Origin of the sequence: Pedobacter sp. D749 (genome assembly GCF_019317285.1) — a bacterium.
Taxonomy (GTDB): domain Bacteria; phylum Bacteroidota; class Bacteroidia; order Sphingobacteriales; family Sphingobacteriaceae; genus Pedobacter.
Genome location: NZ_CP079218.1, coordinates 2,137,405 through 2,151,113 on the forward strand (window position 1 = coordinate 2,137,405; position 13,709 = coordinate 2,151,113).

15 protein-coding genes are annotated in these 13,709 nt (G+C 42.9%); 9 read left to right on the plus strand and 6 right to left on the minus strand.

Annotation, left to right across the window (positions count from 1 at the left end; translation table 11 throughout):
- Positions 1–394 precede the first annotated feature (394 nt).
- The 3 genes from KYH19_RS08505 to KYH19_RS08515 all read left to right on the plus strand — a co-directional run bounded on the left by KYH19_RS08505 (position 395) and on the right by KYH19_RS08515 (position 3,402).
- Positions 395–1,924: a DEAD/DEAH box helicase gene (locus KYH19_RS08505; protein ID WP_219078341.1), complete on the plus strand. Its 1,530-nt coding sequence runs from the start codon at positions 395–397 to the stop codon at positions 1,922–1,924.
- Positions 1,925–2,580: 656 nt separating this feature from the next.
- Positions 2,581–3,033, plus strand: coding sequence for a GNAT family N-acetyltransferase (locus tag KYH19_RS08510; protein ID WP_132400011.1), 453 nt, complete (start codon positions 2,581–2,583; stop codon positions 3,031–3,033).
- Positions 3,034–3,153: 120 nt separating this feature from the next.
- On the plus strand, positions 3,154–3,402 hold the full coding sequence (locus KYH19_RS08515; RefSeq protein WP_219078342.1) for a DUF3253 domain-containing protein: 249 nt from the start codon (positions 3,154–3,156) through the stop codon (positions 3,400–3,402).
- 100 nt (positions 3,403–3,502) lie between these two features.
- Here the strand turns inward: KYH19_RS08515 and KYH19_RS08520 are convergent, their stop codons facing one another.
- Positions 3,503–3,742, minus strand: a complete 240-nt coding sequence (locus tag KYH19_RS08520; RefSeq protein WP_219078343.1) for a hypothetical protein — start codon at positions 3,740–3,742, stop codon at positions 3,503–3,505.
- A gap of 476 nt (positions 3,743–4,218) precedes the next feature.
- Here KYH19_RS08520 and KYH19_RS08525 point away from each other — a divergent pair, with 476 nt between their 5' ends.
- From KYH19_RS08525 to KYH19_RS08535, 3 genes are all read left to right on the plus strand, one after another.
- Positions 4,219–5,094 (plus strand): DUF72 domain-containing protein, encoded by an 876-nt coding sequence (locus tag KYH19_RS08525; RefSeq protein ID WP_255562596.1) that lies wholly within the window; start codon positions 4,219–4,221, stop codon positions 5,092–5,094.
- A 114-nt stretch (positions 5,095–5,208) separates the two neighbouring features.
- Positions 5,209–5,472, plus strand: coding sequence for a DUF3606 domain-containing protein (locus KYH19_RS08530; RefSeq protein ID WP_219078344.1), 264 nt, complete (start codon positions 5,209–5,211; stop codon positions 5,470–5,472).
- Positions 5,473–5,487: 15 nt separating this feature from the next.
- Complete coding sequence (locus KYH19_RS08535; RefSeq protein WP_219078345.1) at positions 5,488–6,261, plus strand: DNA-formamidopyrimidine glycosylase family protein; 774 nt, start codon at positions 5,488–5,490, stop codon at positions 6,259–6,261.
- A 127-nt stretch (positions 6,262–6,388) separates the two neighbouring features.
- Here KYH19_RS08535 and KYH19_RS08540 read toward each other — a convergent pair whose 3' ends face one another.
- On the minus strand, positions 6,389–6,877 hold the full coding sequence (locus tag KYH19_RS08540; RefSeq protein ID WP_219078346.1) for a DUF4385 family protein: 489 nt from the start codon (positions 6,875–6,877) through the stop codon (positions 6,389–6,391).
- Between the two features lie 102 nt (positions 6,878–6,979).
- On the opposite strand from KYH19_RS08540, the gene KYH19_RS08545 reads away from it, so the two are divergent.
- On the plus strand, positions 6,980–7,438 hold the full coding sequence (locus tag KYH19_RS08545; RefSeq protein ID WP_219078347.1) for a PA2169 family four-helix-bundle protein: 459 nt from the start codon (positions 6,980–6,982) through the stop codon (positions 7,436–7,438).
- Between the two features lie 63 nt (positions 7,439–7,501).
- Here KYH19_RS08545 and KYH19_RS08550 read toward each other — a convergent pair whose 3' ends face one another.
- Positions 7,502–8,056, minus strand: a complete 555-nt coding sequence (locus KYH19_RS08550) for a hypothetical protein (RefSeq protein ID WP_219078348.1) — start codon at positions 8,054–8,056, stop codon at positions 7,502–7,504.
- A 120-nt stretch (positions 8,057–8,176) separates the two neighbouring features.
- Between KYH19_RS08550 and KYH19_RS08555 the strand changes: the two genes are divergently transcribed.
- Positions 8,177–9,199 (plus strand): LLM class flavin-dependent oxidoreductase, encoded by a 1,023-nt coding sequence (locus KYH19_RS08555; RefSeq protein ID WP_219078349.1) that lies wholly within the window; start codon positions 8,177–8,179, stop codon positions 9,197–9,199.
- 169 nt (positions 9,200–9,368) lie between these two features.
- Here the strand turns inward: KYH19_RS08555 and KYH19_RS08560 are convergent, their stop codons facing one another.
- The 3 genes from KYH19_RS08560 to KYH19_RS08570 all read right to left on the minus strand — a co-directional run bounded on the left by KYH19_RS08560 (position 9,369) and on the right by KYH19_RS08570 (position 11,663).
- On the minus strand, positions 9,369–9,593 hold the full coding sequence (locus KYH19_RS08560) for a hypothetical protein (RefSeq protein ID WP_219078350.1): 225 nt from the start codon (positions 9,591–9,593) through the stop codon (positions 9,369–9,371).
- A gap of 338 nt (positions 9,594–9,931) precedes the next feature.
- Entirely contained in the window at positions 9,932–11,101 is a 1,170-nt protein-coding gene (locus KYH19_RS08565; RefSeq protein ID WP_219078351.1) for a hypothetical protein, read from the minus strand.
- Positions 11,055–11,663, minus strand: a complete 609-nt coding sequence (locus KYH19_RS08570; RefSeq protein WP_219078352.1) for a hypothetical protein — start codon at positions 11,661–11,663, stop codon at positions 11,055–11,057. Before KYH19_RS08570 ends, KYH19_RS08565 begins: the two co-directional genes overlap by 47 nt.
- A gap of 432 nt (positions 11,664–12,095) precedes the next feature.
- Between KYH19_RS08570 and KYH19_RS08575 the strand changes: the two genes are divergently transcribed.
- Entirely contained in the window at positions 12,096–13,631 is a 1,536-nt protein-coding gene (locus KYH19_RS08575; RefSeq protein ID WP_219078353.1) for a hypothetical protein, read from the plus strand.
- The last annotated feature ends 78 nt before the right edge of the window (positions 13,632–13,709 follow it).

Sequence of the window (13,709 nt, forward strand, 5' to 3'; positions counted from 1 at the left end):
TATTGGGCTAAATTTGTTTAGTAAAACCCTGAATATGGGAAATTGCTGGTTTGATTCTGATTGCTAACTTTTATTTTCTTTTTCGTCATACTCGCCCCACTGTGGTAAAAACCTTAACTTAATTACATTGGGATAGAGGCTGATTTTGGTTCTAAAAAAAAAGGGATAACCAAATTCATGGTTACCCCCAATCTAAATTAACGCTCTCTCAGGCTTTCGCCGGATGTAGGACTCTCACCCCCTACATTACCATATACGCGAAAATATTTTATTTGGTTTTCTGCGATGCAGGTTACAGGCTCATCGCCGATTCCGCGACGCGGTTTATAAATAAAGATTTTTATGATCCCTGCCTGTTTTAAAACTTTCCGCTTGTTTGCATGGTTGTAACACCATGCAAATTTTATCTCCCACGGCTGTGCATGGACCAGCAAAAAAACTATATCCCTATCAGCAGCATGCGATCGAAACCCTGTTTGAAAAAATGCAAGCCGGTGCTGATCAGATACGCTTGCTCTTTCAGCTACCTACAGGTGGCGGCAAAACGGTAATCTTTTCTGAAATTGCCGATCGCTTTATCAAAAAATACGGAAAGAAGGTAATGGTGCTAACCCATCGGCAGGAGTTATGCAAACAGACTTCGCTGGCACTGAAAAATACAGGAGTTTTTAATAAAGTTGTGGACAGCAGGGTTAAACGGATAGCCAAAAAAGATGATTATTATTGTTATGTGGCTATGGTCGAAACCCTCAAACACAGGATCGATGATGGTCTAATCGATACTGGAGGGGTAGGACTTGTGATTGTAGATGAGGCCCATCACAATTCCTTCCACAAACTGCTTAAGAAATTCCCAGGCGCCAGGATAATCGGCGTAACCGCCACACCTTTCTCGGCAGATGCAGCGCTTCCGATGAAAAGCTTTTACAGTGAATTGGTGCTCGGAGAGCAGATCAGTTCACTGATCGAACAGGGCTTTTTGGCAAAGCCGAAGAGCTTTGGCTACGAGGTAGAACTTAACACGCTTAACAGGGGCATACATGGTGATTTTACAGTGAGCAGCTCCGATGAGCTATATTCATCGAAGGTCATGCTCGATCTGCTGATCCATGCCTACAGGGAACACGCTCTTGGGAAAAAGACATTGATTTTTAATAATGGCATATTTACCTCACGAAAGGTATTGGAAGTTTTTCAGCAGTTCGGTTATCCCATACGCCACCTGGATAACCAGACAGAAAATGCAGAACGGATTGAAATATTAAAATGGTTTAAAAAAACAAAGGGTGCGATACTGACATCAGTATCCATATTAACTACCGGTTTTGATGAACCCTCTGTACAATCGGTTATCTTAAACCGTGCTACCACCTCAATTACGCTTTATCATCAGATGATTGGCAGGGGAGCAAGGCGTTTGCCTGCTAAAAAGACCTTCAGTATTATAGACCTTGGCAATAATGTAGAGAGGTTTGGGGAATGGGATGCACCGTTAGACTGGCAGCATGTATATGAAAACCCTGAAATCTATCACCAGATGCTGACAAAGGCCAGTGATGATATCCATCAGATGCCTGCCGAAATGAGGAACAAGTTTCCAAACAGCATAGAGATATCATTCGATGTGCTCGCCGCTTATCAAACAGCAATCGAGAAAGGCGAAAAAGCAAAAACCGTGCTCCGCAATTCTATCAGGCAACATGCAATGATGTGTGCTGATAATGCAGAAACGGTGACTAAGGCGCTTGAATTGGCACATGAACTTGACAAAGAAATCGACTGGAGGATAAAACAATATGGCAAGTGCCTGGGTAATGTTACCAAAAACTATATAAAGTGGTTGGGCAGCGACTATCGTGGCCATTTGCAAGGCCTGATCGAAAAAATAATGTCTAGACGGGCGGTTATGCGTGCAGCAGTATAATCGAAATCGGAAGTAATGGAAGCAGATATCGAAAGCCAGGCCTTGCTTTAATTTTGTAACGCATTTCAATGTTCATCTGCCAGGACCAGATTGCGCCCGAAGAGCGCTGTCTTGAGCAAAGGGCCGGGTGTCATATCTTTCCGGTTCTTTCAGCGGGGGCAACAGTTATCGTAAACCATGGCACTTTGAGGTAGATGATTTTGAGGTATGTTACTAGCGGTTTAATTTGAATGAAATAGGTTTCGAAAACGATGAGGTATTTAGAGGTACTGCGAAATCCAGTGCTTGTACTTCGAAAGCTGATAATCTCCGGAGAATGTTCTCGTTTTAGTATTCCTTCAAACCGGTCAGTGTAAAGCCGCTGTTACAAACTTTAGCTGCTTAAGGATGGTTATTATGGTGATGAAAAAAATTGATTCTTTTGAGTGGCTGTTGATCTGCCTGATACTAGCTACATTTATTGCCGGCATAATGGTCGCTTTAGCACGTAATGATCGCACAGCGGCCATTCCAAATCATTATCCCGTTGTTGCCTTATGCCGTTAGTTGCTGGTTATTTAAGCACGTAATCCATAAATTTACCATTACTTTTACGACCAGTTTTTTAAGCACAATCATAACAGCTCATTTTATCCTTCTACAGTATTATTCTATAAATGACATTACCAGAAAAACATCCTGCATACAATTATCAGGTAAATCCGGATTTAACCAGTATCGACTGGCAACGTGTATTGCAGCTCTTTCAGGAAATTAACTGGAAGCACCGCTTAGCCGAAGAGATAGAAAAAGCTTTCAGGATGAGCACCTCCACGCTTTTTATCTATGAGGGAGAAAAGATCATCGCTTTCGGCAGGGTTATAGGTGATGGAAGGTATTATGCCATGCTGGCTGATGTGGTGGTAGACCCAGCCCATCAGGGCGGGGGACTGGGTAAATACCTGGTCACGGCATTGAACAGCCAGTTGGAAAATTATCATTTTGTAAACCTTAGTGCTGCCCCGGGAGCCGATCGTTTCTATAAAAGCCTCGGGTGGAAAAAACAGACCACTGCCTATATATGGCCCCAGGGACCCAAACAGTTGAGGCAGCATTGCGAAAAGGAATAAAAAGGTTATGCCATTTTATTGTGATACTTCGTATAGCGCCATCTGCGGTTTAAAGGAATCACAATGGCATAATATGTCATGTTGTACTTATATATTCTATAATGAAAATACTTTTATCCCATGAAACAAAGCAGGGAAGATATCTCAAACGCCGTTTTATCCCTCGCCACAACACGTGGACACGGTAAGAGCACGTGCCCATCCGAAATCGCCCGCCGGCTATTTCCGCAAGACTGGCGCAACCAGATGAATGCAGTGCGAGAAGTTGCGATTGATTTGCATAAACAAGGCAAGGTCGTCATCACCCAAAAAGGGAAACCTGTTAACATTGATGAAATCAAGGGACCGATACGCATCAAAATTGTTTGATTCCTTACCTTGCTGTTTGTAAACAAATTTCAGTGTATAGCTACGGGATATGTTTTCAAATCGTCGTGAAGGTTCACCTTAAGTTTGAATGATAAGCCGCTTAACTATGGCCCACCTCAGCAATGTACCCTGGATCTACTGGTTCAGATCGGTCACCTGGGGAGTTTTCAATGTAGGACTGCTCCACATCATTAAGATAATCTTTTAGCATTGATATCCTGTTCAATACCTCTGCTTTTTCCTGCTCGTCGTGACTCGGAGCGCCATCCATTGATTTAAGCGTATCTACGGCGTAATCCATAAACCGTTTTACATTTTCTGAAAGAAGTAATTTTTCCATTGATTTTTTCTATTGCGGCAGCTGTGGCCGGTAATAATACAAATCCGCAGAGGATTGGTTTTAATCTGCTTAAAAAATATACATGTTCATGAACGATACAGGTTCGATGGGTGAAACTGAAATCGGCATGCTCCAGGTCTTTGAAGGCGACATCCTCCAGAAAACTTGATGTTGAAATTTCCATCTTGCTCAAAAGCCAGGTTAAAACCGAATAGCTATTCGGCCGGCATTTCAATAAATATTATATCTATGCCAGCCTGCTTTTAGTTAAGAGAGATTGCGTCGATTTACTTAAGTTTATGTATGAACCATACCACACAAAGGCATAGGGATGAATGTTCAACGGCGAAGTTACCTCCAGGCCAAGGGACGGTTGTTTCAGAAATTTGCTTACCGCTGGTATATTCAGATGGACTTCCTTTTGATTCCGTAAAACCATAGGCTTTGGGTCCTCTTTATTAAAATATTGGATTGCTTTGGCTATTAACGGATTCAGGCTGCCAATAACCTTATGTTTAAAACTTCGGACGAGGTTGTTTTGTTCTGATTTGGCCCGTTCAACAATTTTCTGTCCCGGTTGTTTGGAGAATATGGATATAGCCTTTGAAAACTATTACTCGGGTACCAGCGGGCTACTGTTACCGGTTCCCAATAAATTACACTACCCGGAAGAATTCCAGGAGAAGAGCAGGCTGTGCTATTACGCTTCGCTGATGGATTCTATTGAGATTAATTCCTCCTTTTATAAAGTACCGCAGGCTTCCACGATGAAAAAGTGGGCGGCGGATGTGCCCGAAGAATTTCGTTTCACCTTTAAGCTTTTCAAGGAGATTACCCATAATAAAGACCTGGCCTTTGATCCGGAGGTCGTGTCCAGGTTCTTTTCCGTCATTTCGCATGTTGAGGAAAAAAAAGGTTGTCTTTTGGTACAGTTGCCCCCGAGCGTAAGGATTTCTCATTTTGCGCAGCTGCGCTTTCTAATGTCCGTACTTAGGGATAATGATCCTTTTGTTGAATGGAAGATCGCTTTAGAATTTCGGCATGCCTCTTTATATATCGATGAGGTTTATGAGCTTTTGGAAGAATTTGGGCTTGGTATGGTGATCCACGATAAGTCGCCTGCCAGTTCTCCGGTGAGGGAAAGCCATCCTGATTTTATCTACCTCAGGTTCCATGGTCCGGGAGGAAACTATAGGGGAAGCTACGCTGATGATGTATTGTATGAGTACGCAAGTTACGTAACCGGGTGGCTGTCGGAGGGCAAAAAGGTATTTGTGTATTTCAATAACACTATGGGCGAGGCGCATGCCAACCTGAATATGCTACGACAGATCGTTAGGGATACCTATTAGTATTGGCTGAGCATTTAGCCTAAACTTTTTGGCCCTGAACAATGTTTCATTCCTGCAAATCGGTCAGCTATGGCACTGGACAAATACAAACAAAAGAGCTTAGAATAGATGATTATGGAAGATAACAAGGATAATTTTGATTTCGTGGAAAAGATCCCCGATCCGGATGAGATCATGAAACGCTACCCGATTGAAGATGATTCGGATACGTTGGAGCCTTTCGACGATGGCTCGGAGCACAGAGAAATCAATGCCGATGATCCCGTCGATGTTGCCCGCTGGTCGCAGGAGTTTCAGATTTCGGTAGAAGATCTTAAAGCAGCGATCGTCCTGAACGGAAGTTCGGTAAGGGAGATCAAAAAATATTTGAACGTTTAATCTTAAAAAGTGGTTATGGCTGAACTACCGGACCTGGAAGTATTTGCGCAGATCATCTCGCGCCGGTTCAAGGGAAAGACCCTGGAAGAGTTGGAAGTGAAAGTGGCAAAAAAGCTGAACGTGACTGCCGCGCAGCTCAAGGCAAAACTCGAAGGAAAAAAGCTTTCGAAGGTTTTGCGCTATGGAAAAACTTTGCACTTTCATTTCAATAAGGAAGTTTTACAGGTTCATCTCATGCTTCGGGGAAAACTGGAGGCATTGAAGAAAGATTCGGAGCTTCCGAAATACACCATCCTTGCTTTTCATTTTTCCGGAGGAGAGGGCTTTGTGGTCGTAGATATGTTGCGTGCGGCAACACCTACCTTAAACCCCGACGCGGCCAAGGCACCAGATGCGCTGGAAATGGACGAGGATTATTTTGCCGGAATGCTTTTCAAGAGCAAGAAAATGGTTAAGGAGGTGCTGATGGACCAGAAAAAGATGCGGGGAATCGGTAATTCATATGCTGATGAAATCCTTTGGGATGCCGGGGTATCCCCGTTTTCGGTTAGCTCTGCCATACCGGAAAAAATCGTAAAGAAATTGTTCATGAGCCTGGAGGCTGTTTTGAAAGAAGCCATTGCCGCTATCGCAAAAGAGAATGGAGATGAGCTTCGCGGCGAGCTGCGTGACTTCATGAAGGTGCATAGCGCAAAGATTGAGAAGTCGCCGTCCGGAGCGGCCCTGAAGTCTGAAAAGATTGGCGGAAGGACCAGTTATTATACCGACGAACAGAAATTATATTCCTGAAAACAATCCCGAAAATGCTTAAAGTAACGATCGTATTTACCGTGTAAAGGCAGTTGTTTCGGGGCTTTAAGTACAAGTTTGCAGGGAAACGTTTTGTTTTTCATTGGTTTATACCTGGGCTGCTTTGCTATCCCAGCCGTTTTTTCCAGTCTGCCTTCAGCGATTTGTAGACCGGGTTGGCCTCTGCCAGTTTATAGGCAGTATAGAATATTTCGGCAGACTGTGCTTTTTCTGCCGATCCGGTGCCGCGTTCCAGTGGCTTATAATCTTTGTCCTTGTCGTATTTCTTTCCGCCTTTGTAATTGGCGTACCGCCTGGCGCGGGTGTAGCCCATCTGCAGGTATTTTCTTGCCATGTCTGCCCCCACGAAATCATTTGCCCGGAGGTAATTACTGAACATGCCAAATATCTTTTCACTGCTTTTTTTTGCAACCTCTGGTGTCCTGAACCTCCAGAACTGGCCGATCTCAGATTTATAGGGTTCGCAGATCAGAACGCCTTGTTCGCCCTTGCCAACCCTGTATTTTTCGGGCTTGTCTTTATAATCGATGTCCTGTTTCCACGGGTATTTTTCGCTATCAAAGTCAAGGTATGATGGTTTTCTCTCGGCTGGCATAACTAAGCAACATGTCGGCTTATTGTTATGTTTTTATTACTTGTGGGGTTTTGCTAAAACCTTATAGGGTTGGTTGCTGTTTGTTAATAAAAATCATTCACCATGGAAAACAATCAAGAGATCATTTCAGACCTAAAGGGTTTGGTATCCATCATCAACGATGGAAAAGAAGGATATAGTTCAGCAGCAGAATCCACCGATAATGTGGAGTTAAAAGCAGTGTTTTTGAAATATGTTGCAGAACGTGCCTTGTATGAAAACGACCTGAAGGCTCATCTGGAAAAACATGGCGGGGATTCGGATAACCAGGAGGGTGGAATACTGGGAGCAATTCATAGAACCTGGATCGATATCAAGGAAGCGCTGACCGATAAAAGCGAGACCGCTGTGTTAAGTGCAGTCGTGACTGGTGAAAAGGCAGCACTCGAAAAGTATGACTTAGTCATAAAGGACAATGAACTCCATTCTGACCATTTAAATTTATTGACCACCCAGCGCAACGGTATTGCCGAAGCCTTAAAGGAGATCGAGGTTCTGGAGCAGAAATATTCGGACAAGTAGTTTCGTTTTGCGGAGCTGAAATAGCTGTAACAGCCAGACGTTAAATTATTTTTGAGCGTTAATTTATAAGCGGGAAGGGCCTTTGGTTTTTCCCGCTTTCTTTTTTGCTGGCCTGGATGTTGTAGCGGCGGTTTGCTTAGGCTTTGCGGGTGCAGGAGCTGCACTTTTTGGCGATTTGCTTACAGGCTTTTTTGACGGTCTTTTCTTCTTCCGTGCATTTTTGATGCGGTATTCGAGTAGGTACAACCTGGTCTGCCATTTCCCGATGATGGTGTCGTCGCTTTTTGGAAGACCGGTTGGTTCTAAAAGACCGAGTACATGGGCCAGTTCCCGGGTGCTGTCTGCCTTGGCCTGGTTCTCTTTCAGCCAATCTTGTTGTTTGGTTTCGTAGGATTTCCGGTATTCGGCAATGGCCAGTTTGATAAGCTTCACCTCATCTTCTTTTGATTTCGCTTTGCGCAAAAGCACCATCTGCCTGTTCCATGCGTGGGAATTGGCAGGATCTGTGATTGCAGATTTCCGGTAAAGTTTTAATGCGGCGGCATCATCGCCTGCTCTTTCCAGTTCGAGCGCAGCAGCAAACTGCTCCTTTGACCGTATCTGTTTTCTTCTTGACATGACTGATTTTGGAACAATTAGCCCGGGCTATTGTTTGCTGAAGGGTTGTAGAGGTTATGACTACACGATGACCTTTGCGCTGTAGGAGTAATGGTAACTTTGGATTTAGCAATTCATGAAATGAAGAAAATCGGATTTTTATCGTTCGGCCATTGGTCGGACCATCCCTCATATCAGGCGCGTACCGCTGGTGATACTTTGCTGCAATCCATCGATCTTGCCGTTGCGGCCGAAGAGATTGGCCTTGACGGAGCGTATTTCAGGGTACACCATTTTGCAAGGCAATTGGCATCACCCTTCCCGCTGCTTTCGGCAATTGGCGCAAAAACTTCTAAGATCGAAATCGGAACGGGCGTGATCGATATGCGCTATGAAAACCCCTTATATATGGTTGAGGATGCTGGTGCGGCCGACCTCATCTCTGGTGGCAGGTTACAACTGGGCATCAGCAGGGGTTCTCCCGAGCAGGTAATCGATGGCTGGCGGTATTTCGGTTTCGCACCAAAAGATGGGGAGAACGATACTGATATGGGAAGGCAAAAGGCTTTGGAGTTTCTGGAAAGATTGAAAGGCGAAGGTTTTGCAAGGCCTAATCCAAATCCAATGTTTCCCAATCCTCCTGGACTGTTAAGGCTGGAACCATATTCCGAGGGACTGCGTGACCGTATCTGGTGGGGAGCTGCTTCCAATGCGACTGCCGTTTGGGCGGCAGAGAACGGAATGTACCTGCAGAGTTCTACTTTAAAGTTTGATGAAAATGGAAAGCCCTTCAGTATCCAGCAGGCCGAGCAGATCAGGCTGTACAAGGAAGCCTGGAAAAAAGCGGGACACGATCGCGAGCCAAGGGTTTCTGTCAGCCGTTCAATATTTGCGCTGATGAACGATCAGGACAGGTATTATTTCGGGCAACAGGGAAAAGGGACGGATAGTTTTGGCTATATCGAGCCAACCCAAAGGGCGGTTTTCGGTCGGGGATATGCTGCAGAACCCGATCAGCTCATAAAGGAACTGGCTGCCGACGAGGCGATACAGGAAGCGGATACGGTACTACTAACCATTCCAAACACCTTAGGCGTAGATTACAATATCCATGTGTTATCTGCTATTCTGGAGCACGTTGCGCCCGGACTTGGCTGGAGATAGATTAATTTGATTTTTTTTAAATCTCACAAAACAAATTGCTCGCAATAGCGTTTATATTTAGAGAGCGTTAATTTAGATGAGCGGGAAGAGCCTTTGGTTTTTCCCGCTTTCTTGTTTTATCGTGTATTTACAGCGTAAGAAAAGGACGTTAAGAGCGAGAGCAGGATAGTTAAAGCTTTGGCGTTTGTGGGCTATAATTGGGCACCGGTTGTTGAAACGCTTCGCTAATCATCCCTTTTACTTCATACCTGCTGTTGAATATCAGTTTATCTGATATTTTCACTTTCATAGCGAGCTTCAAAGCGCTTACTGCCCATTCTGCAAGCTTTTTGCTGTCTAACTGGGTGAGTAACTTTTCTGCTAAAACTTCAAGCGTTAATTCCTCCACTGTCATTTATCCAAGATAGAGATTTTGGTGGAGAATATGTTGGAGGCCCAGGTTTATATCTGGCCTGGGAATTATACAATAATGCCAAAGGCAGTGGTGGATAGCGATTTGGCCAAGATTCTGGTAAACCTTTGTTTATTGCTGCAACTGATAAAGCTGTTAGGGGATTATCCGTCTAATATGTGCAGCTTTTAAGCTAAAACCAAACCGCCCACAAAAGTGTCGGTTTGGTTTTTTCGATCCCTGAGCTCAGCGGCATAAAGAATTGAAATGGAATCTCTTTTCCTTCAAAAAATACGGGATGTAAGACCGCACCTTTGGCTGATTACAAACTGTATTTAAGCTCATTTGAAATCGAAAACTATTTCCCATTGGTGATCACCCACCTTCAAGGCCATATCTCTATTCTCTGGGAACAGTTTTTTTGTTGGGTCAAAAGGATTATTGAAGTTAAAATCTTTTGTTTTTTCAAGATCCGCAGGGTCGAGTTTGATTGGAGTCTTAGAGAATTTAAATAATTTGACGATTTTGCGCAGTATCTTAGCCTTGAGCGGTGAACCGGTAACTACCAGTGAATCCGCAATCGGAACCATCGTCATTTCCAATGTGGCCGATTCGGAATCGGACCGTAGTACAGGCAGCAGCTTGATACCAATGTTCGAAAACAGTATATTAATTTTAGGTCTGCGCCCCAGAAACCTCCTTAAATGAACTGAACCTTCTGCACCGATATCCATCGAATTATCACTGTTCAATTTTACATAGTTTAGCTTTACAATGCGATAATGATTTCTGGTTACGTCAAAGTCTTTTTCTTTTTTATCTAAACTAATACGTATTCCACTAGTGCTGTCAAGTGATTTGTTGATGAGGCTTTTTACGAAATCTTCTTTGAAAATGAAAGCTGCAGCATTGACCGGTATACTTTGGTCAACAGCATTATCTATAGCATTCTGGTAAGTTACCCCCACGCTATTTGCATTGATGAAAAGCTTGGTGTTTAAGTGTGCTGTTGTGATATTTAAAGAGGTTAAATCCGATTTTGCAACTTTGGCTTTTGATTTGATTAGATCTGAAAGTTTAAAGGTCTGCGAGAATTTAGAAACAATGGCATCTTGTAGGTAATAGCACAATGTTTCATCCAGTTTAGGTAACAGGTTGTCAACGTCCAGATAGACTAATTTTAATTTTAAGGTTATCGACCCATCACCGTTATCAGCGATGAGTATCTGTGATCTTAATTTTTTAACATTGATAGTAGCAGAGACCCTCATTCCCAATGATGGCTGATTGTGCCTGATTTTGGCATCATTTAGTTCAATAATCAGTGTGTTTGTTTCTGGGTCAAATTTGAGTGTGCCGGATTTAACGGAAGCAATCTGAAAAGGCTTTTCATATGTAGCATTTTTGGTAATCGGTATATCGTCTTGCAAAAGACGAGCTACGATTTTAGGCAATAGGGTAGCATTAACATTGAGGCTTGCAATAGCAGCCCGTTTTGTGTGTTCCGGCATTTTTACCTTGGCTGGAAATCCGTTGGTTGTGAGTAGCAAATACCTCAAGAATATCATTTTGAATATTTGTGCTCTTTACATATAGTCTTTCCAGTTCGGCTATACCATTACTGTTAAGGCTAATGTAGTCAGACATGGCTTTATCTACATTGGGTGGTAAAGTAACCCCCATAGTGGAGAGTGATGCATTTTTTATTTTAATCAGGTTTTCATCTATTGGCTCGGCAATATCCTGGTATAAATTTACCGCTTCAAGCGATATGTCAGAAATCAAGCCATTATTGTCACTGTAAATTTGTATTAACTGGCCGTTAACCTTAGCTGCTTCTCCGAAAAGTTTTGTCGTTAGAACTTTTGCTTCTTCGGGAATAATTTTACCGGTTTCATCCAGTACCTTCTGGACACCTTTAGTGAGCCCTTCGAATGGTTTATTGCCTATTGTAATTTTTGGCTTACTAATAGTCAAGCTTGGTGTTCTCAGTGGTCCAATAGTAATTCTCGGCCATTGGGCTGTTGCATGGACATAAGCGAGCAACAGTAAGAGAGTAATTGTATATTTCATAATTATAGAGTTTGATGAGGGTCAATAACCACCGAATAAGTTCTGGTATTTTTATTTAAATTTCTGTTTATCAGATGTTTGTCAAGAATATTACTAAATGTTAAAATATAAAATACCCGCTATTAGGTATTTTGCTGATTGCTACTTACAATATTGTTTTCAAAAAAGAATTATAGTGACTTCACAGTGCTTTTTTTCGAAATGACCCTTTATTATAGAATTAAATTTTGTTAGAGCGTTCTGTGGAAGCCCGGTTTACCGAAATCTGATTTTTATTTGGCTTTAGTAGAGGCTTTGGGGAGTTTTAGGCCAAGCCAGCTATCTGCCGAAACTGTTGCACCTTTTAAAAATAGGTAGTAAACCTGTAAATAACTTACTCTCAAAATGATGAAATGTTTATATTACGGACATCTATTAATTAATTTCTCATATATGCCTTCAATTGCAAGATTCCACGAAAAAATTATTGACAACCTTATCCAGCGGCGCAAGACTAACCCCAACCTCCATTTTGCACCAAGACAGCGGAACACTAATGGGCGGCTAGCAGCTGGTTATTGGTTTTTAGGGAATGAGTATTATGCATTTGTGAGTCTTTGGAATGGCCGGGACTGGAAGGAGAAGGTTAATTGTATAGGCTTCGTAGTACTGCATAATAAGGTGAACTATATTGAGCTTTCTGCTCAGGGTTGTCCTGAGGTAGTGCCCTTTTTGGAGAAATTGGCTAAACTTGAACCTGGACTAGTCCGGTCGGACAAGAAGAATAAGTGGTTTAAGTATTTTGACAACCATGATTACATGAATAACTTTGATTATTTTGTTGAGGTGTTCAAGCCTAAAGTGGACGCACTGATTGCATCAGAACAGCCGCCTAAAATCTCTGTGATCACGGCGCTTGAATTTTCCTACTTTGGGCAAAAGGCAATTAATGCCCGTTTAAGGCAGGTGGCCTTTGGTCGAGTGAACAAGATTACCCGGCTTTCCTGGAATACCAATTCCTGGCGCTCACCTTCAGGAATTGTAGGTAAATCAAGGAATCAGGATACCCATGAAGGTAAATACGGCTTCGGGTTTGAGGAGTGGCTGTTTGATTTTTCGATGGGGCTTGATGGTTTTAAGTACGGCTTTATCAAGGGTTTTGAGTCTAAAAATGATATCCATGCAGGAAAGATTTACAACGTACATCTATATAGCCAGAACAATCTTGGGAGCTACTTTTTTTTGGGGCATATTAAAGGGGTAGAAGGTATTTCAATGGTTGATTCTGCTGGTATCTATGATAAGTATAAATCCAATGGCTGGTTGGGGGAGATGGAGAAAACACTATTGCAGGTAGAGGCGGATTTAGGAGCGTTCAGAACAGTTGACCCGAAAGTATTTGTAAATATACGCTTTAAGGTAGCGGATGTAGTGCTTCTGGAAGATATGGAGGAACTGGCATGGGATGATGACAATGTGACGACGGACCGGTTTAAGTTGCTTCCATTTAAAGGAAGGGTAGTGGCAAAAGTAGAGCCTTTGGTTGCGCACGAGGATTTAGGTAATTTTAAGAATACCGAGCTCAGGAAAAGGGTCTTTAATGGAGAGCAGGTCTATGATCCCTATCATGATAAAATGCAGAATGCTATTGTTGAACATTTGAGATCGGATCTGCGCTATGGTTATGTTGGTGTTCATATCGAGAAAGGGAGAGTTGATGTGAAAGCGGTAAATGCTACCGGAGAATGGGATTATTTTGAGATCAAGACGGAGAACCCGAAACGTTGTATCCGGACCGCACTTGGCCAGGTGATGGAGTATGCTTATTTCCCTTCTGCGGAGCGGGCGACCCGGATTATTGTAGTGGGGGATACGGAGCCTGATCCTGATACAGTTAGATATCTGGATTATTTGCGCGAGCGTTTTTCGCTTCCGCTTACTTATAGATACTTTAATTTTGAGATAGGGGTTCTATCGGATGATTATTAAAGTTAACATCTTCTTTCTGTTTTTGCCCTTGAACTTGTGACTCAATAATGACAGGCTGTCGTGGATTAAATAAATGCA

Excerpts from the sequence above, each read along its gene's own strand:
- KYH19_RS08505 (WP_219078341.1), top strand. The coding sequence starts at position 395 with ATGCAAATTTTATCTCCCACGGCTGTGCATGGACCAGCAAAAAAACTA.
- KYH19_RS08510 (WP_132400011.1), top strand. The coding sequence starts at position 2,581 with ATGACATTACCAGAAAAACATCCTGCATACAATTATCAGGTAAATCCG.
- KYH19_RS08515 (WP_219078342.1), top strand. The coding sequence starts at position 3,154 with ATGAAACAAAGCAGGGAAGATATCTCAAACGCCGTTTTATCCCTCGCC.
- KYH19_RS08520 (WP_219078343.1), bottom strand. The coding sequence starts at position 3,742 with ATGGAAAAATTACTTCTTTCAGAAAATGTAAAACGGTTTATGGATTAC.
- KYH19_RS08530 (WP_219078344.1), top strand. The coding sequence starts at position 5,209 with ATGGAAGATAACAAGGATAATTTTGATTTCGTGGAAAAGATCCCCGAT.
- KYH19_RS08535 (WP_219078345.1), top strand. The coding sequence starts at position 5,488 with ATGGCTGAACTACCGGACCTGGAAGTATTTGCGCAGATCATCTCGCGC.
- KYH19_RS08540 (WP_219078346.1), bottom strand. The coding sequence starts at position 6,877 with ATGCCAGCCGAGAGAAAACCATCATACCTTGACTTTGATAGCGAAAAA.
- KYH19_RS08545 (WP_219078347.1), top strand. The coding sequence starts at position 6,980 with ATGGAAAACAATCAAGAGATCATTTCAGACCTAAAGGGTTTGGTATCC.
- KYH19_RS08550 (WP_219078348.1), bottom strand. The coding sequence starts at position 8,056 with ATGTCAAGAAGAAAACAGATACGGTCAAAGGAGCAGTTTGCTGCTGCG.
- KYH19_RS08555 (WP_219078349.1), top strand. The coding sequence starts at position 8,177 with ATGAAGAAAATCGGATTTTTATCGTTCGGCCATTGGTCGGACCATCCC.
- KYH19_RS08560 (WP_219078350.1), bottom strand. The coding sequence starts at position 9,593 with ATGACAGTGGAGGAATTAACGCTTGAAGTTTTAGCAGAAAAGTTACTC.
- KYH19_RS08565 (WP_219078351.1), bottom strand. The coding sequence starts at position 11,101 with ATGCCGGAACACACAAAACGGGCTGCTATTGCAAGCCTCAATGTTAAT.
- KYH19_RS08570 (WP_219078352.1), bottom strand. The coding sequence starts at position 11,663 with ATGAAATATACAATTACTCTCTTACTGTTGCTCGCTTATGTCCATGCA.
- KYH19_RS08575 (WP_219078353.1), top strand. The coding sequence starts at position 12,096 with ATGCCTTCAATTGCAAGATTCCACGAAAAAATTATTGACAACCTTATC.